Origin of the sequence: Henriciella sp., from assembly GCF_029936995.1 — a bacterium.
Taxonomy (GTDB): Bacteria; Pseudomonadota; Alphaproteobacteria; order Caulobacterales; family Hyphomonadaceae; genus Henriciella.
In genome coordinates, this window is the sequence record NZ_JAPYRE010000005.1 from 88,156 (window position 1) to 109,114 (window position 20,959).

Sequence of the window (20,959 nt, forward strand, 5' to 3'; positions counted from 1 at the left end):
GTGGAATTTCGCCATAGATCGGGGCACTCGCTCCGGGACGCAAACCCTGACGGTGCGGCATGTATTGTTGAGTTTGCGGATTTGGCTGCTAGGCTTCTGGCTGGAATACGAAAAAAGGACGCGATGATGAAGACCGGTTTGGTGAGTGCATTTGCGGCTGGCGTGATACTGGCTGCCTGCTCCGGGGAGCCATCTGAAGGTGAGCCCACACAGCCAGCTACGGAAACGGAAGCTGAGGCGCCACCCGCAGAGACCGATGAACCATCATCCACCGGGACGCCGGCCAGTGATCCGATTACCAGGCTTTGCATAAGTCAGGGCGATTCAGGTGATGTCTGCGATTGTGCGACAGAAACGCTGCGGGCATCCGATACGAATGTGAAAACCTACGCCGCGCTCGCGCGGTATTTCCTCGACGAAACAAACCCGGCTGCACCGGTTGAGGACCGCTGGCGGGTGACTTTTGATACCGTTCTGGAAGGCCAGGGCGGAATGGCCGGGCGGATGGATGTATCGGATCCGCTCAGCGCCGCACATCGCGACGCGATCCAGTCATGCAAGGGTTAAGCTGAGGCCATGGAAACCCTGCTCCCTCTTGCCGCCGAAATTGGTGAGCGGCTGAAAGCGCGCGGCGAGACGGTCGCGATTTCGGAATCCTCCTCTGGCGGGCTGATCTCGGCTGCGCTGCTGGCGCAGGCCGGCGCATCGGCCTTTTACCGCGGGGCGGGGATCATCTACACGCCGCACGCCTTTCGTGGCCTGATGGGGCTTGGGCGCGCTGACATCGAGGGCATGCGTTCGTCGACCGAGCCTTATGCCAGACTGATGGCGCGGACCGTCCGCTCACGTCTGGAGGCCAGCTGGGGGCTTTGCGAAACGGGCGCTTCAGGGCCGGGGGGGAATGGCTACGGGGATGCGGCAGGCCATACATGTGTCGCGCTGTCGGGCGAAGACCTGAACGGTCCACTGGAAGTTTCCCGTACACTCGAAACAGGGCTGGACGACCGCGTGGAAAACATGCGCCGGTTTGCCTTCGACGCACTGCAACTCCTGCACAATGTGCTGAGCTGAGCGCGTCGTATATCTTCAGTAAAGCAGCATGTGAGTGAGCCAGCCTCCAGCGTACAGGCCCACACCAAAGATCATATGTGTCACAAGGCTGCGCAGACGCGCGTGACAGGGGGCATGTGTCCGGCTGGCTGCGACTCCCGCCCCCATGCAGGGCTGCATCAGGAAGAATGGAGCCGCGAGTGTCGCCGTGCCGACAAGCAGTGCTGGCAGGAGGGTTGGGCGTGCGATCCATCCTGTTCCACAAACCGCCAGGAGCAGACCTGCGAAGACGATACCTATGACGTAATGTGACACCCAGCCGACGATACGCTCCCCCTGCATAGGTGGGGCTTCGGCGATAGAGACATGACGAAAGCGGCCATGCCGCATGTGAGCAATCCACCGTCCGACCATGGCATAGTCCAGAGAGGGTGACGCCATCAGGTATTTGCGAGCAAAGGTCCAGATATCCATGAGCAGGGTGGCGATAAGGCCGGTCACCATGGCCGCCAGGCTGAAATCGAGGGCCACGCTCATGCGTTCACCGCGCTGATTTGCCAGCAGGCCGCGGTGAATCGAACCTCGCCATCCTGAACATAGGTGTGAAAAGCATCAAGAAGCGCCTTGATGAGCTGAGTGCGCTTTGAAGCTTCAAGCTCCGGCAGAACCTGCCCCAGTGGGCCGAGGCGGGTCAGGAATGTTTCCAGTGCGCCGGCTGGGAAAGCGCAGTCCATGTCGAGTGGGCTTATCCCGATAGCCTGCCATCCGGCTGCCCGGAGTATGCCGGTGACCTTGTCAGCGTCCGCGAAAGCAAACTGGCCGGGGGCGTCCGGATCGGGTGTAGGCAGGCCCGGCAGGAGTGGCGCAGCTGTACGCCTGGCCAGTGTCATGAACGGGGTCTCTTCCGGGGCACGCCATGCCAGAAGGTGCAAGTGGGCACCCGGCCTTGCGGCCCGGCGCAGATTGTCGAAAGCGGCTACCGGGTCTGCAAAGAACATTACCCCGAAACGGGAGATGATCATGTCGAACTGGTTTTCCCGGAATGTGCGGGTGCCCGCATCGGCGACGATGAAATCTGCTGTCACCTTTTCGGCCTCGGCCCTCTGGCGGGCAAGCGCGATCATGGGGGCGGAGATGTCGACCCCCGTGCAGTGACCATCTGGCATGGCCTGGCTGGCGGCGAGTGTGGTTGCGCCAGTGCCGCAGCCGACATCCAGCAGTGCCCTAGGCGCGATCGTTTTGACCTGACCGGTCAGGTGTGTCTCGAACCCGGCAAGCATCTCGTCCATGAGCGCCTGGGTGTCGACCCATGCCTGTCCGCTGATGCCGTTCCAGAGGGCGTGTTGCTGTGTTCTGATTTCGTCTTCGTGGCTCATGGAAGGGGCCTTTTTGCTTGTGCCAAGTGTGAAGTCGACGCAGTCTGCCACTTCAAGCCGACTTGAGGTCAAGCGCGATGACTCTGGATATATCGGAAGTTGCCAGACGCACCGGCGTGCCGGCCTCAACCCTGCGCTATTATGAAGAGAAAGGGCTGATCGCCTCTGTTGGACGCAGAGGACTGAAACGGATGTTCGAGCCGGACGTGACGGAGCGTCTCGCGCTTGTTGCACTTGGACGCGCCGCTGGTTTCTCGCTTGACGAGATCGCACAGATGTTCGGGCCTGACGGACAAGCACAGATCGACAGGGAGAAGCTCTCCACCAAGGCTGATGAGCTCGACCAGCGGATCAGTGAATTGAGCGCCATGCGTGATGGCTTACGTCATGCTGCCGCCTGTCCTGCACCGAGCCATATGGAGTGCCCGACATTCCGGCGTATCGTGCGTGCAGCCGCTTCCGGGGCAATCCGGACACCTGCAAGGCCGTTTCGATGACGTCGCCTTTGCGTATCCGCAGTTACCGGCAAACGGATGCGGTGCGGCTTGAGGAGATCTTTCGTCAGGCTGTCAGCGCGATCGGCCCTCAACACTACTCAGAAGAGCAGGTCTCTGCCTGGAGCGGCCCGCGCGTGAACGCCGAGAGGCTGGACGCGATGTATTCCGATGGGCGGGCGACCTTCATCGCTGTAGACGGGACGGAAAAGGTGGTTGCCTTTTCAGACATGGAGCCGGACGGTCATATCGACATGCTGTATTGCGATCCGGCGTTTGCGCGGCAGGGCTATGCCACGGCACTGGTACGGGCGACCGAGATGGAAGCGAGACGGCAGACCCTCAGACGGCTTTTTACCGAGGCAAGCGAAGCGGCGAAACCGGTTTTCGCACGAATGGGGTTTGAAGTGCGTTACCGGCGCGACATCGAGGTGGATGGCGTGGCGATCCATAACTGGGCGATGGAGAAGCGGCTGGCACCATCGCCAGTGGCGCGGTGATCTCGTCCTACAACCCCAGTGTCCGCAGCATGAAGTCAGCGCGTTCCGCGACGCTCGCTTTCGGCAGGTCAATGAGCGCATACCCCCGCGCGGGATAGGCCAGTCGTAACCAGCCATACTCACGCACGGCTTCTTCGTAGGGAAGGGGGCGTTCATCATCCTGCTGGTAGAGGTCCGGCCAGGGCGGTGCGAAGAAGACGGGGCTGGAATAGAGGCACCCTTCTCCCAGTGCTTTTAGCGCGTCGGGGGCGCGGATTGAGAGACGTTCGAAATGGGCAAGCGCGTCTATGGCGGAACGGTCGAAGAAGACAGGGCCGTCGATATGCTGAACGCTATTCAGGCTGGCATTTGCATATTCGATCGCGCGGCTGACAAAGCTTTCAGCATTGACCCAGGGCAGGGCATCAGAGCCTGTCGCAAGGGCTTCACGGACGATATTGCGCCCGGGTTCCTCCATGGTGTGATGCCCGCGCCGGCCAAGCTCTTCCAGCAGCGTGGACTTACCGCCTGAAGAGCAGCCGGAGATCACGATACGCCGCCGGTCGGTCAGTCTCCCCACGGATGATCCTCATACATGACATGTTCGAGGTAGAGCCCGTCCGGCGGGGCCACAGGCCCGCAGCGTGTTCTTTCGCAGGCCTCCAGTATTTCCGCGATCCAGCCTTCCGGTTTTGCGCCGCGTCCAACCTCGACAAGACTGCCGACGATGGAGCGGACCTGCCGGTGCAGGAAGCTGCGCGCCGTTGTCGTGATTTCCACACGATCAGCAAAGCGCTGGACGTATAGCGTATCGAGTGTCTTTACGGGGCTTGCCGCTTGGCACTCCGTGTCGCGGAAAGTCGAGAAGTCATGCTCGCCGATCAGGTGGTGCGCCCCGGCCTGCATGGCATTGACATCGAGATGCTGCGAGATGCGCCAGGCCCGCCCGCGCTCCAGTGTCAGGTCGGCCCGGCGATTGAAAATAACGTATCGGTAGGCCCGGCCCGTGGCGGAGAAGCGGGCATGAAAATCTGCCGGAGCCTCTTCGGCCCGCAGTACGGCCACGGGCGTGGGGCGCAGATGCGCGTTCAGGGCGTCGGCAATCTTGCGAATGGGCCGCGGCTTCTGCAGTTCGATATGGGCCACCTGACCTGTAGCATGAACGCCAGCATCGGTGCGCCCGGCCCCCTGGACAAGGACAGGCCCGCCATCAAGCACCGCGCAGGCAGCTTCCAGTGCTCCCTGGACGGTTGGCTGGTCGTCCTGGCGCTGCCATCCGGCAAAGGGACGGCCATCATACTCGACGAGAAGGCGGATACGCTGGGTCATGCAGTCTGTGTAAAGGCTTTGGGGTAGGTGAGCTTGCCGGTACGCGGGGTATCCAGGCGGAGTTCGATGCCCATGAAGGCCGGGCCGGACCAGGGCGCTTCATAGCGTTCAGCCACCTGCGGGGAAAAGCCGAAATAAGGGTAATAGTCGGTATGTCCCAGAACGAAGACGAGGCCGCGGCCTTCACGCTCCATCAGGGGCATGCCCGCGATGATCAGCTTGCGGCCAATGCCTTTGCGCTGCCGGTCCGGCGCCACGGACATGGGGCCGAGGCCTGCGGCGATGTCGCGCCCGTCGACAAGGACGGGAAAGAACTGAATGTGGCCGACGATCTCTTCATCCTCAAGCGCAACCAAGGATACCAGACTCTTCCCGTCATCCGCCAGTTGCCGCACAATGCCTGCCTCGTCGGGGCCTCCGAAAGCGGCTATGTTGAGCGTGGCTATGGCCTCCATGTCTTCTGGCCGGGCGTGTCTGATGGCGGATTTGCTCATTCGAACACAGTGCCTTTGCCGATCTTGTTGCCACGCAGGAAATCATCTGCCGACATGGCACGAGATCCCGGTTTCTGGAGCTTTGTGAGGCGCACGGCCCTGCCATCGCCGCAAGCCACAAGAAGGGCATCGTCAAGCACCGTGCCCGGTTCAGCCTTATGGGGGGTGTCTGAAAGCTCGCTCATCAATGTCTTTACGCGGACAGGCTCACCCTCCGGGCTTGGGCACCAGTGGAACCAGGCGCCGGGGAAGGGCGAGAGGCCGCGTATCTGGCAGTCAACTTCATGCGCTGCGCGTGTCCAGTCTATGCGCTGGTCTGCGGCGGTAAGCTTGGAGGCGTAGGTGAGCCCGGTTTCGGCCTGTGCGACAGGTGTAAGCGTGCCATCGGCAAGCCCTGCAAGGGCACGCGTGGCAAGACTGGATGCAAGGTCAGCCAGCCGGTCATGCAGGCTTCCGGCGGTGTCGTTGCGCGTGATGGCAGTTTTTTCAGTCGCGAGCACCGGGCCGGTATCGAGCCCTTCCTCCATCATCATGGCCTCTACGCCCGTTACCTCGTCGCCCGCCATGATCGCGCGCTGGATGGGGGCGGCACCGCGCCAGCGGGGGAGCAGCGAGGCGTGCATGTTCAGGCAGCCAAGACGCGGAGCATCGAGCACGATTTTTGGCAGGATCAGGCCATAGGCAACGACGACAGCCGCATCAAGCTCGAGCGCGGCGAAGGCGGCCTTTTCCTCTGCGGGTTTGAGAGAGTTCGGTGTGCGCACCTCGAAGCCCTGTTCCTCTGACCAGGCATGAACCGGTGTGGGCTTCAGATTCTTGCCGCGCCCTGAAGGCCGTGGCGGCTGGGAATACACACAGGCGATCTCATGACCGGCCTCAACCAGTGCGGCGAGCACCGGCACGGAAAAATCCGGGCTTCCCATGAAGGCGATGCGCAAGGGCTTAGTCATGAAAGCGGGTCTATCGCGGCGGGGCGAATGTGCAAGATGGAAGGCTGACCTCTACCATCTCAGGCCGTGCGGCGCGCCCCAGTCCATACGGCCATAATCGCCGACGATAAGGGCGATGAACACTGCAATAACAATGGCGACGGTCCAACGGACCCAGGCTTTGGCGAGGAACCGTCTGATGACGCGCTACGCCGCACTGGCCTTTGACTTGGCGCGGCTGCGCAGCAAGCGGGTTGCCTTCTTCACCTTGTCGACCGCGCGCTGGCGTTTCAGGCGCGAGAGGTGGTCGATGAAGAGAATGCCCTCGAGATGGTCCATCTCGTGCTGGATGCAGACGGCAAACATGCCCTCGGCGACCTCGTCGCGCTCATTGCCGTCATAATCTAGATATTTCACGCGGCAGCGGGTCGGGCGGTCGACCTCGTCGAACACGTCCGGCACCGACAGGCAGCCTTCCTCGTAGGGGGCTTTGTCCTCAGTCAGAGGCAGGATTTCCGGATTCACGAAATAGCGCGGTTGCGGCTCTTCATCCGGGCCGGCAAGGTCCATGACGATGACGCGCAGCGGCTCGCCCACCTGGATGGCGGCGAGGCCAATGCCGGGGGCGTCATACATGGTCTCCAGCATGTCATCCATGAGCGTGCGGAGCTCATCGGTGACGCCGCCCTCGACGGGCTTGGAGACTTCCTTCAGACGCGGGTCCGGGACGGTGAGAATTTCGCGAATAGCCATACGCGGAAAATAAGGTGGGGCGGGGCGAAAATCAACGCTTAGGCGCTGTGCTATACCGCACAGTCACTACTGGGGGTCTGCGTCAGCATCATCAAAGGCCAGTTCGCCCGTCCGGTCTGGCAGCGTGGCGCGTTTTTCGATGGTTTCGATCTCGGGCACGGATTTTTCCGGCGGGGCGATCTGCAACTCCTCAAATTTGCGTGCGGCGGGCAGGACGCGGGAGGTGAGGCTTGAGCCCATCTTGTTATAGGCGTCCACCGCGCCGTTAAGCGACTTGCCGACCTTCTCGACATGGCCTCCAAGTGTGGTGAGGCGGGAATAAAGTTCACGGCCGAGTTCGGCGGCCTGGCGGGCATTCTCGGTTGCCTGTTCCTGGCGCCAGCCATAGGCGACGGCTTTGGCGAGCGCGAGCAGGGTGGAGGGTGTAACGACGATGACCTGCCGGGCAGCGGCGAAGTCGAACAGGTCCGGCTCATGCTCGAGCGCGGCGACATAGAAACTCTCGCCGGGAATGAAGAGGGCGACAAAGTCGACGCGGGATGAGAACGCGCCCTGATAGTCCTTCGAGCCGAGCGTCTTGATATGTTCGCGGACCTTCTTGCCGTGGGCGCGCATATAGGCGTCACGCCGGGCCGGATCGCTCTCGTCGAGGGCTTTGAGATAGTCTTCCAGCGAGACTTTTGAATCGACCACGATCTCGCGCCCGCCGGGCAGCTTGATGACGACATCGGGACGCTGGCGGCCGCTTTCTGTCTCGTCATGGACCTGTTCGGAAAAGTCGCAATGGGCCGAAAGGCCAGCATGCTCCATGACATTGCGCAGCGTTGTCTCGCCCCAGCGTCCGCCACCGCGCGGGGCCGACAGGGCGGAGACAAGCTTATTGGTCTCGTTGGTGTGCATCTTCAGGCTTTCGCCAATCGCTTTCACCTGTTCCTGGAGCACCGATTTGTCGTCGGCGCGAACCTTCTCGATCTCGGAGACCTTCTTGGAAAACTCCTCAAGGTTCTTCGTAATCGGGGTCATCAACTCCTTGAGGTTGGTCTGCGCGCCTTCCTTGTGACGTTTGAAATGCTCCTCGGCAAGCTCGAGGAACTGGGTATTCGCCCGGCGCATAACACCCTGGGCGAGGTCTGCGAACTTCTTCTCGTCCTCCTCGCTCCGTGCTTCCTGACGGGCGAGATCGACCCGTGCCTGTTCGGCGACGGCCTGCTGGCTCTTCAGCTGCTGGCGAAGGTCATCGCGTTCGGTCCGCAGCTCGGCGAGGTCGTCCCCGGCATGATCAAGCTCGCGCTCGGCGTTCTGAAGCCGGTGCTTCAGCCGTGATGGCAGCCAGAAGAGGCCGACGGCGAGCGCGATGCCTGCCGCAGCGAGGATGACGTGTACGAGGTCGAGGCCGAGCGAGCCTATGGTGATGATCGGGTCCATGAAGCTATCCTGCTACGATTCGGAGGCTGCGACGCGACGGAACGTATCAGGAACAATTATCAACGTCCAGCGCGCTAGAAGACCCCCATGGCCAGTCCGGCGGCCATCGCCTCACCGAGTTCGCGGCACCTGGCGAGGTCGTCATCGGATATTGTCTTGTCCCCGAGGATTTCGTCCTTGCCCTGGGCGTGGGTGCAGACGATGAAACCTTCCTGCGCCATCTTCAGCCGCCAGCCTGTTGCAATGCGTGCGGTCTGTTTCATTGCGTTCTGGCCATCAGAGCCCGCGCAGACCATCTGGGCGTAAGGGCGCCCTTCGATCTTTCCCAGAACGGCATAATAGGAGCGGTCGAAGAATTCCTTCATGCCACCGGCAATCGCAGCGAGGTTTTCCGGCGCGCAAAAGATGTAGCCATCGGCGTTCAGCAGGTCGTCAGGCCCGGCGTCTTCTGCCCATTTCAGGATGGTTTCGGTGTCTTCCTCGGAGCGCGCAGCCTCATAGGCGGCTTTCGCCATCTGTTCGGCCCCGCCCGTGCGGGAAAAATAGACGATGAGGAGCTTGGCCATCCGGGTGAGTGTAGTGGTTTTAAAAGCAGGGCCAACATTTTCGTCATCCCGGAAGCGCCGCAGGCGCTGTCCGGGACCTGTCTCAACAACCCCGCCCTGGGTCCCGGATCGCGTTCCGCGTCCGGGATGACGCAATCAGGGGCAGCCCTACACATTAAACCGGAAGTGCAGCACGTCGCCTTCCTTGACGATATATTCCTTGCCTTCCTGGCGCATCTTGCCGGCGTCTTTCGCGGCCGCTTCGCCGCCGAGGGCGACAAAATCATCATAGGCAATGGTCTCTGCGCGGATGAAGCCCTTTTCGAAGTCGCCATGGATGACCCCGGCGGCCTGCGGGGCGGTCCAGCCCTTGCGGATCGTCCAGGCACGGGACTCTTTCGGCCCCACGGTGAAATAGGTCTGCAGGCCCAGCAGGTCATAGCCGGCATGGATGAGACGGTTGAGGCCAGGCTCTTCAAGGCCCTGCATCTCAAGGAATTCGGCACGCTCGTCAGCGGCCAGAATAGCCATTTCGGCTTCGATCTGGGCAGAGATGACAACGGCCTGCGCGCCTTCCTTCGCGGCGCGCTCAAGCACTTTTTCGGAATACTGGTTGCCTGTCGCCGCGCTATCCTCATCGACATTGGCGACCAGCAGGACTGGCTTGGCCGTGAGCAGCTGGAGCATGTTCCAGGCCTTAACCTCGTCTGGCGGCACATCGGCGGTGCGGGCCGGGCGGCCTTCATTGAGTTCGGCCAGGGCCAGATCCACAAGAGCGAGCGTGGCCTTGGCCTCCTTCTCGCCGGTCTTGGCTTTCTTCTCCAATGTGACGCGGCGCTTTTCGAGGCTTTCCATGTCCGCGATCATCAGCTCGGTCTCGACGATATCGAGGTCGGCGATCGGGTCGACGCGCCCGGCGACGTGGGAGATGTCATCGTCCTCGAAGCAGCGTAGCACATAGATGATTGCATCGGTCTCGCGTATATTGGCGAGGAACTGGTTGCCGAGGCCCTCGCCCTTGGAAGCACCTTCCACAAGCCCGGCAATGTCGACAAAGTTCATCCGGGCGGGGATGATCTCCTTTGACTTGGCGATGTCGGCCAGCTTGTCGAGGCGTGGTTCGGGTACGGCGACCTCGCCGACATTCGGTTCGATCGTGCAGAAAGGATAGTTCGCTGCCTGGGCTGCCGCTGTCTGGGTCAGCGCATTGAACAGGGTGGATTTGCCGACATTCGGCAGGCCAACGATGCCGCACTTGAATCCCATCTGTCTTCTCCTCTGTCCGCATCCGCGCGTGAGAGCGCATAGCGCATTTTGCCTGCCGTGGCAGGGTGTTTAATCGGTATCAGCTGTTCCCGGACGCGCCCTTGCGCGGATCTGACTTTGGTGCTGGCGCCAGCCGCAGGACTTCTGTCTGGAACCGTTCATCACTGCCTTCAAACAGGTAGGGCAGGGCTCGCGAACAGGCATCCATCAGCGCATCGACCCATTCCCTGTCGGCTTTTGAAAAGTCTGACAGCACGTATGGCATGACCCGGGACTTGTCGCCCGGATGGCCGACGCCAAGCCGGATACGGCGTACCTCCGGTCCAAGATGAGAGAGCATCGAGCGGATGCCATTATTGCCCGAGTGCCCGCCCCCGCGCTTCACGCGCAGGCGGCCCGGAGCAAGGTCGATCTCATCATGGAAGACGGTGACGGCGTCTGCCGGCAACTTGAAGAAGCGCGCTGCTTCGCCCGCCGCACGTCCGCTTTCATTGTAGAAGGTCTGGGGCTTCAGGAGGAGCAGTTTGACCGGGCCATTGGCCGTCTGGATCGTGCCCTCGGACGCTTCGCTCTGGAAGCGCGACTTCCATGGGCCGAAGCCATGGTCACTTGCGATACGGTCAAGCACCATGAAGCCGAGATTGTGCCGGTTCCCGGCATATTTCGGCCCCGGATTGCCCTGTCCTGCAAGGATATGCATCACAGGCTCCGTGCTTGTGTCGTCCTCTGGTCCGGGTGAGGCGGGCTGGCCTTTCAGCCAGCCCAGGATCCTGGAAACTAGTCCTTGGATTCTTCGTCGCCTTCTTCGGACTCGCCTTCGCCTTCACCGTCCTCTTCATCGGACTGGTTGATGGCTTCGACATCTTCGGCGTCTGTCTCTTCCTCGTCGCCCTCTTCATCCTCGGCTGTAATGCCGCCAACGATAGAGGCGATCGTGAAGTCACGGTCCGTGATGGTCGGCTCGGCACCTTCCGGCAGTGTGATGTCGGAGATCTTGACGTTGTCGCCGATATCAAGCCCGGTGAGGTCGGCGGTCAGGTATTCCGGAATGCCGTCTGCACGCACGTGGAGCTCGACAGCGTGGCGCACGACGTTGACCGTGCCACCGCGTTTGATGCCCGGAGATTCTTCTTCGTTCTCGAAGTGAACCGGCACTTCGACGGAAATGATCTGGCTGGCCTTGACGCGGTACAGGTCGACGTGCAGCGGCATGTCGGTGACCGGGTGCATCTGGATCGCCTGCGGGATAACGAGCTGCTTCTTGCCGTTATGGGTCAGGTCGGCTGTTGAGGTCAGGAAGTGGCCGGAATTGATTGCGCGGATCACTTCGTTCTTTTTCAGGTTAAGAGTAACGGGGTCGCCACCGCCGCCATAGAGCACTGCTGGAACCATGTCATTGCGGCGTGCCTCGCGTGCGCCGCCCTTGCCGGTACGCTCACGCAGTTCTGCGTTGAAATTGATCTTGTCAGCCATTGTCTTTCCTTTCGCCCTGAAGTCCGCCGCCGGTCTCTTGCCGGTCAGTGACAGCCTGACAGGAACGGCCTTGCGCCGCCCTTTCGAAGCGGTGGGCATTACACGAAGAGGGGGATACGCGCAACCGCTTCGCTGAAACAGGCTTGACAGGCGCGCTACACCTGTAGCAGGTTACAGTTGTAACTTGCGAAAGGGTCATGCAGACATGTCGAAGCCGAACGCATCGGAACTGGTCATCCTGAAATATCTCTGGTCGGCAGGGCGCCGGACAGCAAGGGAAATACATGAAGCCATTGGCCAGGAACAGAGCTGGCAGCTTTCCACGACGCGCACGGTCATCAACCGGATGGAGACGAAGGGCTGGGTCAAGCGCGACGGGGAGTCGGCAGAAGCCGCGGCTTTCTACGTCGCTGTTCTGGACCGGGTCGAGACGCTGGGCGGGCTGGTCCGTCAGCTCACCCGTCAGGTGCTCGACCTGAAAGGACCGCTGCCCGCCGCACTGTTCGCCGACAGTCCGCACCTCTCAGAAGCCGAGCTCGATGAACTCGATGCGATCATTAACGCTGCCGAAGACAGCAACGCATCAAGACAAGGAGACAAGACATGACCCCCGCATGGTTCGTCGTTTTCATCCTGCTGTGGACCGGTTTTCTGGCCGGGACGGCGAGCCTTGTCACGCATGGGCGTGTACCGGCCCGCTTTGCCCAGCTGGTCTGGCGTGGCGCAGGCCTGCTGGCTGTGTTTCCGCTTCTGGTCATGGCGGCTGTCAGCCTCATGCCGCAACAGATGCCGGCGGCATTGCCCGATATTCCATATGTTGAACCGGCTGCCGGTGCGGTGACCAGTGCAACAGTCACACTCCAATCTGCTGTCTCCGGGCCTGAGTGGGCCTGGACGGGCCCGGCTTTGCTGGCCCTTCTGGCGGCTGGCTGGCTCTATCGTCTTGCGATGGGGCTGTGCGGTCAGCTTCGCCTGCAGCGACTGAAATCCCGCTCGATGGTCCACTGGCGCAATATCGACGCCTTTCCCCTGACGCAACTGGGCCTCGAGCGGGTCCCTCCTGTGCGGCTTATCCCTGATGGATCGCCCTTTATCGCCGGTATTGCCGGGCGGGCTGTCTATGTCCCGGAAGGACTTGAGGCCCCGGGCGACCTGCGCCGCATCGTGATCCATGAATGTGTTCACCTGAAGCGTGGCGATCTCATAACGCGCCCGATGGAGCGGATGATAGCCGACATATTCTGGTTCTCACCATTCGCCTGGATGATGCGCCGGGAACTCGATTTCTGGCGGGAGGCGGTGTGCGACGAAATCGCTTCCACACTGAGTGGCGACCGGATCGCCTATGCCCGCACCCTTGCCCAGGCCGCGCGTATCGCGACACCACAGCGGGCCTTGCCTGTGGCGGCCTTCATTCTTCCCCGCAAAAGGAGCCTACCCATGCGTCTCGACCGTCTTCTTGAAGTCCGCCCGGCCCGGAGCCGGCCCCTGGCTGCACTTGGTGCAAGCCTAGCTGCCCTGGCACTGACGCCACTTGCCCTGGCCGAAGTCAAACAGGCCGAAACCGCAGACAAGGGCGAAGGGCGTGCAATGTTCGGGCATGCCATTCTGATGAGCGGCGAAGCGAAAGTGTCGAGTACTTTCGGCAAACGCTCCGATCCGCTCAATGGAAAGGTGCGCCTGCACAAGGGCACAGATATCAAGGCGCCGATGGGCACGCCGGTACACACGCCGGGCTGCGGCACAGTGATCTTCTCGGATTTCAAGAAAGGGTATGGCGAAACCATCGAAATCGCCTACGAGGATGGCACACGGATGCGGTTTTCCCAGCTCAGCAAGCGGCTGGTGACTGCTGGTGATGAAGTTTCGACTGGAACGGTTATTGGCAAGGTCGGCGCATCGGGCCGGGCCACCGGCCCACACCTGCATCTTGAGCACTGGAAACCCGGTGTCGACAGCAAGACAGGCAAGACCGCCCTTGCTCCGCAGGACCCGCAGACAACCGAGGGGCTGGTCCTCTACGCGGCAGGTTGATAGTCTGATCCAGCGAAGACATACGCCGCAGGCTGGCAGGACCTGCGGCGTATGTGCTTTTCAGTCTATTCAGACATGATGTTGATGGCCTTGATGTTCACGAATTCCTTCATGCCGAAGCCGCCATGCTCGCGGCCATAACCGGAATCCTTCACCCCGCCAAAGGGCATGTTCGGCTGGGCCAGGCCGAAGCCATTGATGAACACCATGCCGGTATCGAAATACTTGTCGGCCAGCTCAATGGCTTTCGCGGTATCCTCGCTGAAGAGGCCGCCGCCGAGGCCAAAGCGTGAGTCATTGGCGATACGCATGGCGTCATCTGCATCCTTTGCACGGATGAGTGAAGCAACCGGGCCGAACAGCTCATCATCATAGGCTGGCTGGCCAGGCTTGACCTCATCCAGAACGGTGGCCGGATACCACCAGCCTTTCTGGTCGGGCTTCTCACCGCCGCAGAGCACCTTCGCGCCCTTCTTCACACTTTGCTCGACCTGTTCATGCAGGTCGTCACGCAGGTCCTCCCGGGCCATGGGGCCGATGTCTGCGTCATCACCTGTTGGGTCGCCATGCTTGATGGCCTTCATGGCGTCGACGAAGGCGTCCCGGAACTTGTCATAGATGGCGTCGACCACGATGAACCGTTTGGCGGCAACACAGGTCTCGCCATTGTTATAGACGCGGCCCATGACGCACTGGCTGACGGCCTTGTCGATATCGGCATCGTCCAGAACGATAAAGGCATCGTTCGAGCCAAGTTCGAGAACGGTCTTCTTGAGATTTTCGCCTGCCTTCTTCGCGATGATCTGGCCGGCTGCAGCACTGCCTGTAAGCGTCACGCCGCGTACGTTTTTATGGGCGATGACACTATCGGACTGGTCGTGATTGATCCGCAGCACCGTGAAGAGGTTTTCCGGCAATCCGGCCTCTTTCATGATTTTTTCGATCATCAGGCCGGACCCGGTGACTGACTCCGCATGTTTCAGCAGGACGCCATTGCCCGCCATCAGATTGGCGATGGTATAGCGGATGACCTGATAGGTCGGGAAGTTCCAGGGCTGGATGCCATAGATCACGCCGATTGGGGCGTATGTGACGAGACCACGCCCACCGTTTGGCAGCTCACGCTGCTCTGCCTTCAGCTCTTCAGGGCCATTATCTGCAGTCCAGTCGCAGATACCTGCGCAAAGATCGACTTCCTGCTTGCCCTGTTTGACCAGCTTTCCCATTTCGCGGGTCATCAGGTCAGCCAGTTCATCCTTGTTGTCGCGTAGGGCCTTGCCGACCTTGCGGATCGTGTCTGCGCGTTTTTCCGGGCTTTCATGGCGCCACTTGAGAAACGCGTCGTGACAGCCCTGAATGGCCGTCTCAACTTCATCGTCGCTCATGAAGGGATAGCGTTCGATCTCCTCGCCTGTTGCAGGATTGATCGTTGTGAGCGTGTCGCTCAATTTCATGGAGTCAGCCATTTCTTGGCCCTTTCCGGTTGCGGGTAAATCTACTCACACAACCAGTTAGAGGGCCTGCATGTTCCGGCCTGAAGTCTCAACCCAGATTAATCTTCAGTCGAACAGCTTCGAAACACTCTCATTGTTCGCTATGCGGCGGATCGCTTCACCGAGCAGCGGTGCAACGGAGAGGACACGCAGGGCGTTCGATTTGAAATCTTCCTCGCTCGGGCGGATCGTGTCGCAGATGACGATCTCGTCCATCACCGACTTTTCGACCCGCTTGACCGCATTGTTCGACAGGACGCCGTGGGTGACGTAGGCACTGACACCACTTGCGCCCTTGTCCTTCAGCGCAGCAGCCGCATTGACGAGCGTACCACCGGAATCGCAGATATCATCGACCATAATGCAATGGCGGCCGTCGACATCGCCAATAATATTCATCACTTCGGACTTGCCGGCTTCCGGGCGGCGCTTGTCGACAATGGCGAGATCGACCCCCAGCCGGTTGGCAAGGTTGCGCGCACGGACCACGCCGCCGACATCCGGCGACACCACCATGACGTCATTGCTGGCATGGGCTATACGAATATCGTTTTCGATGACGGGCATGGCGACAAGATTATCGGTCGGCACGTCGAAGAAGCCCTGTATCTGGCCGGCATGGAGATCCATGGTCAGTACGCGGTCAGCACCGGCCTTGGCGATGAGATTGGCCACGAGCTTCGCCGAAATAGGCGTGCGGCCATCGGTTTTCCGGTCCTGGCGGGCATAGCCATAATAAGGGATGACGGCAGTGATTCGGCTGGCCGAGGCACGCACCAGCGCGTCGATGCAGATCAGCAGCTCCATGAGATTGTCATTTGCCGGCTTCGAGGTCGACTGGATGACGAAGACATCCTCCCCGCGCACATTCTCGTTGATGCGCACGAAAATCTCGTTGTCTGAGAAGTTCTTGATCTCTGCATTCGAGAGGGGGCAGTCCAGATGATCTGCAATGGCTTCTGCGAGCGGTTTGTTTGCGTTGCAGGAAATCAGTTTCATTGCGGGGCAGCCCTTCCCGTTAATCCATCTGCCTCGCGTTTTATACATGGCGGCGCGAGTCGCAAGGAGAAGGGTGCAGGTGGGAGGTGAACTCAGTGGGTACTCATAACCTCCAAGCAGAACTCTTTAGCACGATCCCTGTCACCATGGGGAAACATGCCGCCGGGCCCCTCGCACGACGAATCAACTAGGGCCTGCAGCTTAGCTGATCGTTGTGGTCCGCTTGATATGAGAAGTTCGGCGCGCGCTTGAATGGGCCCAGGTGCGCCGCCTTTCTGATTTGCTTTATTGATCAGCGCGTCGACAAGCTCGGTTCTTCCGTCTCCATAGGTGGCCACCCGCACTATGTCGGTATCAACCATCAATTGGTTCAGAAGCTGTGAGCGGAGCCAGTCTTGGTAACTGTTGGCCAGCTTAGCGGCAGCGTCGCCTCCATAAAGGAGGGCTAGCTGGCTGGCTAGTTGGAAAAAGCCCACGTTCTTATAGAGCGGTTCGCCCTCACTGGTGTCGAAAAACTCATCTTTCAACATGGAATTTGTGCTCCGATGAAACGCGCGCTCGGCACTTTCTAACCTCTTGGTAGACCGGCGGCCGAGCATCTCGACGACTTGGCTCATAACTGCAGCGCTCTGGTCGGTATTGCCCGCTGCAAAGAGTGCCCGCAAGGCCAGCGCACGACGTTGATCGTCTGTCTTGAGCAGTATTTCTGACTCGAAGATTTCCCTCACCACAGTCTCAGGAGTTGGAGGCGTTCGCTCGATGTACCTTTCCGGCCGTCCGTCGGGGCTTTTTTGAAACCGCGTCTTCAGTCTACCTTCTATTAAGCTTAGAGCTGCCCTTTGCATTTCACCACCGGCTTTAATGGCCCTGATCAGAGCGATATCGCTGACATCGTCCTGACGCTTTTTGGAGCCTTCGAGGTTCCATAGGTCGAATTGCGGTGGCCGCGCATTCCCTGTCAGCTGCCAGATATCATCTTTCTCCCCATCTGAGATGAGAGGTGTAGCGCTCGGGGTTTCTTCCACACTCAGTGACCATTGGGACTCTGCTGTGACAACATGATTGGCTCCCAATTCATCTGCAGGATAGGCGATAACGCAATGACCTGCGACAAGTTGGTGATCAAATCTTTTGGGCTGGAACAGAATGGGTTGCGTGTCTGGGGTAACGCGGAATGAACCGATATGGCCATGCTCAGGAAGCGCTGTGCTTGCACAGACTTCGAAGTTATCGACCGTGCGTAGGACATAAGAGGTTTTTTGAACGAGATTGTTATCGAGATCGGAGATGCTAACCCTGTGGAAAGTTACTTCGATACGATCAAACCGTCCGCTGCGAACTGCCTCATAAATGAGGATGCTGACACCACTGAATGCCTCAAGCTGGGGGGACTCAAAGCGTAATGAAATAGGGCTTTCATTTTCTATAGAGTCTTGGCCGTTAGCGCCTGGAGTGATGGCCAAAGATAGAATGAGGAACGTCGTTAGCCCTGCTCTAGAGCATTTTCTCATGACACGAGCAAAATCAATGCGCATGCGACCAGCAAGAGTGGACATCCTCATTGTCTCTACCCCCTCTTACCCCTCAAGCATGATCACCGAGCCCTGACGGCCATAGTCTGCTTCGCCAAGCTGGTTACGGCGGCGGTTGGAGAAGTACATGTCCTCCATGGCGCAGGTATCATGCTCGATGACATCGACCCAGGCCAGCTTTGCCTTTACCAGCCGGTTCTTCACGAAGGTGGAGATGTTGAAATGGAAGCGGTCGCCCTCACCGGGATGGAAGAGGTTGGCGCTCCATGGGGCCTTGTCCAGGAATTCCTGACGGAATTCCGGGCCGACCTCGTAGCTTTCCTGGCCGATGCAGGGGCCGATGGCGGCGTGGATGTCCTTCCGCTGCGCACCAGCGGCTTCCATCTTTTCTATCGTGGCTTCGCAGATGCCTCCGAGTGCCCCCTTCCAGCCGGCATGGCAGGCACCGATTACGCCGGCCTTGCGGTCTGCGAACAGCACCGGCACGCAATCAGCCGTCAGGATACACAGGGCGATGCCAGGCAGGTTCGTTACCATGCCATCGGCCTGTGGGCGGTCAGCGCCCCAGGGCAGCGTCGCCATGATCGCGAGGTCTGAATGGACCTGATGGCAGGAGAGCAGATGATCGACCTCGCTAGCGCCGATCGTGTCGGCGACAAGGCGGCGATTGCGCATGACCGCTTTCGGTTTGTCGTCCGAGCCGAGGCCGAGGTTCAGACTGTCATAGATGCCTTCGGAAGTGCCGCCCTGACGGCCGAAGAAGCCGTGACGAATACCGTTCATACCGGCAATGCGGGGCGCGAGCGTGTGCGGGATAATGGCCATTGTCCGAAGTGCGCCTAGCTTGGCTGATGTTCTGTTGTAGTCTCGGCGTCGCCAGACGGCTCTTGCGGCCTGGTCTTGTTGCGTCGTCCGGTAATCCAACTGGCGCGCTCTTCCATCTTGCGCAACTCGCCGTCGAGCCTGGCCATGGTGCGTGAAAGATCAGCGGAATCTTCCTTGCGCCAGGCGCGTTCGGCTTGCGCGATGGCCCAGGCGATGGCGGTCGATTTGACGGGTTTGGGCAGGCCTTCGGACGTATCGAGCCCGGCACAGACGAGCGCCCACTCGGCAGAGGCCTGACGCGCGGTGACGAGATTAAGCAACCGCACAGGCTGTGTCTGGCGCCATTTCATCAGGGAGACCAGCGCGTCACGGTGGGCTTCCATCGCCTCAAACCGCATCATGATGACATCGAACAGGCGTGTGCGCGGTGTTTCATCCGCATCGAACGAGCCTTCGCTCATCGCCTTGTCAAAATAGCCCTCGACGGCGTCCGCGATCGTGTCCTTGCTGGCCACACCGTGAAAGTCTTCCAGCGATAGCCCCGCTTTTTCCGCGATGGCTGACAGGGTCAGCTCGTTCCAGCCGGTTTCAGCGGCAAGCCTCAGTGCGGCCTCGACGCCCTGTTTCATGATGGTCTTGCTATGGTCGCCCATGGTGTCTCAGTCTCCGGAGAGTTCGCGATCACGTTTGATCGCTGCCCCGACAGCCTCTTCCATGAGAGATGGCATCGCGCCTTCGCGCATCAAGACATCGAGCGCGGCCTTTGTGACCCCGCCCGGGGATGTCACGTTCTCGCGCAGTTTCGACGGGGGCTCATCCGCGTCGATCATCAGGGCACCTGCGCCTTCGACAGTTTTCTTCGCCAGCCTCAGCGCCATGGCTTCGTCCAGCCCATGTGCCCTGCCAGCCGCGGCCATGACTTCGGCCAGCAGGAAGGCGTAGGCCGGACCGCAGCCCGAAATCGCCGTGGCGGCTGAAATCTGGTCTTCGCCGATCGGCCCTTCGACATCACCAAGCGGGGTCAGAAGGTCTTTCAGATAGGCCCCGTCATCAGCTGACGCATTTTTCGGAAGGCAGAGCAGGGTCATGCCCTTGCCGACAAGGCCGGGCGTGTTCGGCATCGCGCGGGCGACCCGTTTTGTACCCAGCTGCCCGGCCAGTCCGTCAAGTGTGATGCCGGCCATGATCGACAGGACGAGCGTGTCCGGGCCGACATGCGGGCGGATGTCATCTATGATCTTCGGAAAAATCTGCGGCTTTACTGCGACGATCAGGGTCGCAGCGGGCGTGGCGTCCGGATTGACGCTGATCTTGCTATCGGTTTCCCAGCTTTTCAGCTGGTCCGAGGGGTTGGGATCGTGGATTGAGATCGGCCCGTCATAACCCGACGCAATCCAGCCGCCTGCAAGCGCTGAACCCATCCGGCCGCCGCCGATGAGTGTTATGCCCGGCTCAGGCTTCGCCATCGGTCTCGAACAGGGCTGCGTCGATAGCCTCTTCCGGCGTCTTTCCAGCCCAGATCACGAAGTTGAAGGCAGGTACGAACATGTTCGCCGCATCTGTCGCCGCGGCCAGTACGGCACGGATCTCGCCCGGATCCGGCTCCAGCCGGTCGAGCATGGGCAGGGTGTGGCGGAAGAGAATGATATTGTCATCCATCCAGTAATCGAAGTGGCCGAGCCAGAGGCGCTCATTCGCCATCAGGACGAGTTTTGCGATCGCCTGCTTGCGGGCTGAAGTCGGTTTCAGGTCGAGCGTCAGCGTGAAGTGCAGGGCCGGAGGTTCGCGGCGGGAGGCGAAAAGGGCTCCCATTTCACCCCAGCGGCTCTGGGCGATGCACTGAATGGCGGTATCGTCATCGCGCTGATGCTCCCAGCCGGCATTTTCCAGGCAGGCTTCGACGAGATCGAGCGGGTCAGACAGGGTATCCTGTGAATATTCGAGGTTGAGGCTCATGAGGCTTGGTCCTCCGAATCAGCGTGGCGGGAACACCACTGGACGAAACGGTATCACGGGCAGGGTGGCCTGCAACCGCACCTCGTCCAAGGGTTGTGGAAGCACCCCGTGGCTGGGTTGCACGGGGCGTGCCAGACTGCAATTGCTGTGTGCAGTTCAGCCGGGTCAAATTATTGCGATTACTGGTTGGTTCAGGCCTTTTTGCCTTCCAGTACTTCTATGCGTTTTTCGAGATCCTCGACGCGTTCCAGCGCCTTGACTGCAATCTCCCGGATCGCCTCGACCTCATCGCGTTCGGCAAGATCCATATCGGCGATCATGGATCGGACACGCGCCTGCATGGCGGTACGCGCTTCATCCCCGGCGGCGCGGGCGGCCCCCATGGCACCGGTCATCAGGCCGGCGAGGTCATCAAGGCGTGAATTCGAACTGGCCATGCGGTTTACTCCTTGCCGCTTGTGTCATGACTGGCTAGGCGGGTTTCTAGCAGATAGGCCGGGTGGCAGA

General features: G+C 60.4%; 26 protein-coding genes. 6 read left to right on the forward strand and 20 right to left on the reverse strand.

The window, feature by feature from the left end; translation table 11 throughout:
* Positions 1-123 precede the first annotated feature (123 nt).
* Entirely contained in the window at positions 124-567 is a 444-nt protein-coding gene (locus Q1K31_RS12455; protein ID WP_300379996.1) for a hypothetical protein, read from the forward strand.
* 9 nt (positions 568-576) lie between these two features.
* Positions 577-1,071, forward strand: coding sequence for a CinA family protein (locus Q1K31_RS12460; protein WP_300379999.1), 495 nt, complete (start codon positions 577-579; stop codon positions 1,069-1,071).
* A gap of 15 nt (positions 1,072-1,086) precedes the next feature.
* Here the strand turns inward: Q1K31_RS12460 and Q1K31_RS12465 are convergent, their stop codons facing one another.
* Both Q1K31_RS12465 and Q1K31_RS12470 read right to left on the reverse strand, forming a co-directional pair.
* On the reverse strand, positions 1,087-1,587 hold the full coding sequence (locus tag Q1K31_RS12465) for a DUF2938 domain-containing protein (RefSeq protein ID WP_300380002.1): 501 nt from the start codon (positions 1,585-1,587) through the stop codon (positions 1,087-1,089).
* A complete protein-coding gene (locus Q1K31_RS12470) occupies positions 1,584-2,426 on the reverse strand; it encodes a class I SAM-dependent methyltransferase (protein WP_300380004.1) in 843 nt (280 codons plus the stop codon). The genes Q1K31_RS12465 and Q1K31_RS12470 overlap by 4 nt, the downstream gene beginning before the upstream one ends.
* Before the next feature lie 77 nt (positions 2,427-2,503).
* Here Q1K31_RS12470 and Q1K31_RS12475 point away from each other — a divergent pair, with 77 nt between their 5' ends.
* Positions 2,504-2,923, forward strand: a complete 420-nt coding sequence (locus Q1K31_RS12475) for a helix-turn-helix domain-containing protein (protein WP_300380006.1) — start codon at positions 2,504-2,506, stop codon at positions 2,921-2,923.
* A complete protein-coding gene (locus Q1K31_RS12480) occupies positions 2,920-3,420 on the forward strand; it encodes a GNAT family N-acetyltransferase (protein ID WP_300380009.1) in 501 nt (166 codons plus the stop codon). The genes Q1K31_RS12475 and Q1K31_RS12480 overlap by 4 nt, the downstream gene beginning before the upstream one ends.
* A 7-nt stretch (positions 3,421-3,427) precedes the next feature.
* Here Q1K31_RS12480 and Q1K31_RS12485 read toward each other — a convergent pair whose 3' ends face one another.
* The 10 genes from Q1K31_RS12485 to Q1K31_RS12530 form a co-directional block, all read right to left on the reverse strand.
* Positions 3,428-3,979, reverse strand: a complete 552-nt coding sequence (locus tag Q1K31_RS12485) for an AAA family ATPase (RefSeq protein ID WP_300380012.1) — start codon at positions 3,977-3,979, stop codon at positions 3,428-3,430.
* On the reverse strand, positions 3,967-4,728 hold the full coding sequence (gene truA, locus Q1K31_RS12490; RefSeq protein ID WP_300380015.1) for a tRNA pseudouridine(38-40) synthase TruA: 762 nt from the start codon (positions 4,726-4,728) through the stop codon (positions 3,967-3,969). Before truA ends, Q1K31_RS12485 begins: the two co-directional genes overlap by 13 nt.
* Positions 4,725-5,222, reverse strand: coding sequence for a GNAT family N-acetyltransferase (locus Q1K31_RS12495; protein ID WP_300380017.1), 498 nt, complete (start codon positions 5,220-5,222; stop codon positions 4,725-4,727). The genes truA and Q1K31_RS12495 overlap by 4 nt, the downstream gene beginning before the upstream one ends.
* Entirely contained in the window at positions 5,219-6,172 is a 954-nt protein-coding gene (gene fmt, locus Q1K31_RS12500) for a methionyl-tRNA formyltransferase (protein ID WP_300380020.1), read from the reverse strand. Before fmt ends, Q1K31_RS12495 begins: the two co-directional genes overlap by 4 nt.
* Before the next feature lie 186 nt (positions 6,173-6,358).
* Positions 6,359-6,904, reverse strand: a complete 546-nt coding sequence (def, locus tag Q1K31_RS12505) for a peptide deformylase (protein WP_300380022.1) — start codon at positions 6,902-6,904, stop codon at positions 6,359-6,361.
* A gap of 66 nt (positions 6,905-6,970) precedes the next feature.
* Positions 6,971-8,329 carry a DNA recombination protein RmuC gene (rmuC, locus tag Q1K31_RS12510; protein ID WP_300380024.1) on the reverse strand — a complete coding sequence of 453 codons (1,359 nt, stop codon included), beginning with the start codon at positions 8,327-8,329 and terminating at the stop codon, positions 6,971-6,973.
* A gap of 74 nt (positions 8,330-8,403) precedes the next feature.
* A complete protein-coding gene (locus Q1K31_RS12515; protein WP_300380027.1) occupies positions 8,404-8,895 on the reverse strand; it encodes a flavodoxin family protein in 492 nt (163 codons plus the stop codon).
* Positions 8,896-9,042: 147 nt separating this feature from the next.
* The gene (gene ychF, locus Q1K31_RS12520) at positions 9,043-10,140 is read right to left on the reverse strand and encodes a redox-regulated ATPase YchF (RefSeq protein ID WP_300380031.1); all 1,098 of its coding nucleotides are present in this window, start codon (positions 10,138-10,140) and stop codon (positions 9,043-9,045) included.
* A 79-nt stretch (positions 10,141-10,219) separates the two neighbouring features.
* The gene (gene pth / locus Q1K31_RS12525; protein ID WP_300380034.1) at positions 10,220-10,840 is read right to left on the reverse strand and encodes an aminoacyl-tRNA hydrolase; all 621 of its coding nucleotides are present in this window, start codon (positions 10,838-10,840) and stop codon (positions 10,220-10,222) included.
* Positions 10,841-10,917: 77 nt separating this feature from the next.
* A complete protein-coding gene (locus tag Q1K31_RS12530) occupies positions 10,918-11,613 on the reverse strand; it encodes a 50S ribosomal protein L25/general stress protein Ctc (protein WP_300380036.1) in 696 nt (231 codons plus the stop codon).
* Between the two features lie 205 nt (positions 11,614-11,818).
* Here Q1K31_RS12530 and Q1K31_RS12535 point away from each other — a divergent pair, with 205 nt between their 5' ends.
* A complete protein-coding gene (locus Q1K31_RS12535) occupies positions 11,819-12,220 on the forward strand; it encodes a BlaI/MecI/CopY family transcriptional regulator (protein WP_300380039.1) in 402 nt (133 codons plus the stop codon).
* The gene (locus Q1K31_RS12540) at positions 12,217-13,647 is read left to right on the forward strand and encodes a M23/M56 family metallopeptidase (protein WP_300380042.1); all 1,431 of its coding nucleotides are present in this window, start codon (positions 12,217-12,219) and stop codon (positions 13,645-13,647) included. The genes Q1K31_RS12535 and Q1K31_RS12540 overlap by 4 nt, the downstream gene beginning before the upstream one ends.
* Positions 13,648-13,712: 65 nt before the next feature.
* On the opposite strand, the gene Q1K31_RS12545 is transcribed toward Q1K31_RS12540, so the two are convergent.
* The 8 genes from Q1K31_RS12545 to Q1K31_RS12580 all read right to left on the reverse strand — a co-directional run bounded on the left by Q1K31_RS12545 (position 13,713) and on the right by Q1K31_RS12580 (position 20,889).
* Complete coding sequence (locus tag Q1K31_RS12545; protein ID WP_367187586.1) at positions 13,713-15,095, reverse strand: NAD-dependent succinate-semialdehyde dehydrogenase; 1,383 nt, start codon at positions 15,093-15,095, stop codon at positions 13,713-13,715.
* A gap of 111 nt (positions 15,096-15,206) precedes the next feature.
* A complete protein-coding gene (locus Q1K31_RS12550; RefSeq protein WP_300380047.1) occupies positions 15,207-16,139 on the reverse strand; it encodes a ribose-phosphate pyrophosphokinase in 933 nt (310 codons plus the stop codon).
* Between the two features lie 92 nt (positions 16,140-16,231).
* Complete coding sequence (locus Q1K31_RS12555) at positions 16,232-17,695, reverse strand: hypothetical protein (RefSeq protein ID WP_300380050.1); 1,464 nt, start codon at positions 17,693-17,695, stop codon at positions 16,232-16,234.
* Between the two features lie 21 nt (positions 17,696-17,716).
* The gene (pgeF, locus tag Q1K31_RS12560) at positions 17,717-18,496 is read right to left on the reverse strand and encodes a peptidoglycan editing factor PgeF (protein WP_300380053.1); all 780 of its coding nucleotides are present in this window, start codon (positions 18,494-18,496) and stop codon (positions 17,717-17,719) included.
* 14 nt (positions 18,497-18,510) lie between these two features.
* Positions 18,511-19,149 carry a TetR family transcriptional regulator gene (locus Q1K31_RS12565; protein WP_300380056.1) on the reverse strand — a complete coding sequence of 213 codons (639 nt, stop codon included), beginning with the start codon at positions 19,147-19,149 and terminating at the stop codon, positions 18,511-18,513.
* 6 nt (positions 19,150-19,155) lie between these two features.
* Positions 19,156-19,962, reverse strand: coding sequence for a pyrroline-5-carboxylate reductase (proC, locus tag Q1K31_RS12570; protein WP_300380058.1), 807 nt, complete (start codon positions 19,960-19,962; stop codon positions 19,156-19,158).
* A complete protein-coding gene (locus tag Q1K31_RS12575) occupies positions 19,949-20,452 on the reverse strand; it encodes a YbjN domain-containing protein (protein WP_300380061.1) in 504 nt (167 codons plus the stop codon). The genes proC and Q1K31_RS12575 overlap by 14 nt, the downstream gene beginning before the upstream one ends.
* Before the next feature lie 191 nt (positions 20,453-20,643).
* On the reverse strand, positions 20,644-20,889 hold the full coding sequence (locus Q1K31_RS12580) for an accessory factor UbiK family protein (RefSeq protein WP_300380064.1): 246 nt from the start codon (positions 20,887-20,889) through the stop codon (positions 20,644-20,646).
* Positions 20,890-20,959 lie beyond the last annotated feature (70 nt).

What these genes read in the sequence shown, in the direction of transcription:
- Q1K31_RS12455 (WP_300379996.1), top strand. Translation starts at nt 124, where the DNA reads ATGATGAAGACCGGTTTGGTGAGTGCATTTGCGGCTGGCGTGATACTG.
- Q1K31_RS12460 (WP_300379999.1), top strand. Translation starts at nt 577, where the DNA reads ATGGAAACCCTGCTCCCTCTTGCCGCCGAAATTGGTGAGCGGCTGAAA.
- Q1K31_RS12465 (WP_300380002.1), bottom strand. Translation starts at nt 1,587, where the DNA reads ATGAGCGTGGCCCTCGATTTCAGCCTGGCGGCCATGGTGACCGGCCTT.
- Q1K31_RS12470 (WP_300380004.1), bottom strand. Translation starts at nt 2,426, where the DNA reads ATGAGCCACGAAGACGAAATCAGAACACAGCAACACGCCCTCTGGAAC.
- Q1K31_RS12475 (WP_300380006.1), top strand. Translation starts at nt 2,504, where the DNA reads ATGACTCTGGATATATCGGAAGTTGCCAGACGCACCGGCGTGCCGGCC.
- Q1K31_RS12480 (WP_300380009.1), top strand. Translation starts at nt 2,920, where the DNA reads ATGACGTCGCCTTTGCGTATCCGCAGTTACCGGCAAACGGATGCGGTG.
- truA (WP_300380015.1), bottom strand. Translation starts at nt 4,728, where the DNA reads ATGACCCAGCGTATCCGCCTTCTCGTCGAGTATGATGGCCGTCCCTTT.
- Q1K31_RS12495 (WP_300380017.1), bottom strand. Translation starts at nt 5,222, where the DNA reads ATGAGCAAATCCGCCATCAGACACGCCCGGCCAGAAGACATGGAGGCC.
- fmt (WP_300380020.1), bottom strand. Translation starts at nt 6,172, where the DNA reads ATGACTAAGCCCTTGCGCATCGCCTTCATGGGAAGCCCGGATTTTTCC.
- def (WP_300380022.1), bottom strand. Translation starts at nt 6,904, where the DNA reads ATGGCTATTCGCGAAATTCTCACCGTCCCGGACCCGCGTCTGAAGGAA.
- rmuC (WP_300380024.1), bottom strand. Translation starts at nt 8,329, where the DNA reads ATGGACCCGATCATCACCATAGGCTCGCTCGGCCTCGACCTCGTACAC.
- Q1K31_RS12515 (WP_300380027.1), bottom strand. Translation starts at nt 8,895, where the DNA reads ATGGCCAAGCTCCTCATCGTCTATTTTTCCCGCACGGGCGGGGCCGAA.
- ychF (WP_300380031.1), bottom strand. Translation starts at nt 10,140, where the DNA reads ATGGGATTCAAGTGCGGCATCGTTGGCCTGCCGAATGTCGGCAAATCC.
- pth (WP_300380034.1), bottom strand. Translation starts at nt 10,840, where the DNA reads ATGCATATCCTTGCAGGACAGGGCAATCCGGGGCCGAAATATGCCGGG.
- Q1K31_RS12530 (WP_300380036.1), bottom strand. Translation starts at nt 11,613, where the DNA reads ATGGCTGACAAGATCAATTTCAACGCAGAACTGCGTGAGCGTACCGGC.
- Q1K31_RS12535 (WP_300380039.1), top strand. Translation starts at nt 11,819, where the DNA reads ATGTCGAAGCCGAACGCATCGGAACTGGTCATCCTGAAATATCTCTGG.
- Q1K31_RS12540 (WP_300380042.1), top strand. Translation starts at nt 12,217, where the DNA reads ATGACCCCCGCATGGTTCGTCGTTTTCATCCTGCTGTGGACCGGTTTT.
- Q1K31_RS12550 (WP_300380047.1), bottom strand. Translation starts at nt 16,139, where the DNA reads ATGAAACTGATTTCCTGCAACGCAAACAAACCGCTCGCAGAAGCCATT.
- Q1K31_RS12555 (WP_300380050.1), bottom strand. Translation starts at nt 17,695, where the DNA reads ATGTCCACTCTTGCTGGTCGCATGCGCATTGATTTTGCTCGTGTCATG.
- pgeF (WP_300380053.1), bottom strand. Translation starts at nt 18,496, where the DNA reads ATGGCCATTATCCCGCACACGCTCGCGCCCCGCATTGCCGGTATGAAC.
- Q1K31_RS12565 (WP_300380056.1), bottom strand. Translation starts at nt 19,149, where the DNA reads ATGGGCGACCATAGCAAGACCATCATGAAACAGGGCGTCGAGGCCGCA.
- proC (WP_300380058.1), bottom strand. Translation starts at nt 19,962, where the DNA reads ATGGCGAAGCCTGAGCCGGGCATAACACTCATCGGCGGCGGCCGGATG.
- Q1K31_RS12575 (WP_300380061.1), bottom strand. Translation starts at nt 20,452, where the DNA reads ATGAGCCTCAACCTCGAATATTCACAGGATACCCTGTCTGACCCGCTC.
- Q1K31_RS12580 (WP_300380064.1), bottom strand. Translation starts at nt 20,889, where the DNA reads ATGGCCAGTTCGAATTCACGCCTTGATGACCTCGCCGGCCTGATGACC.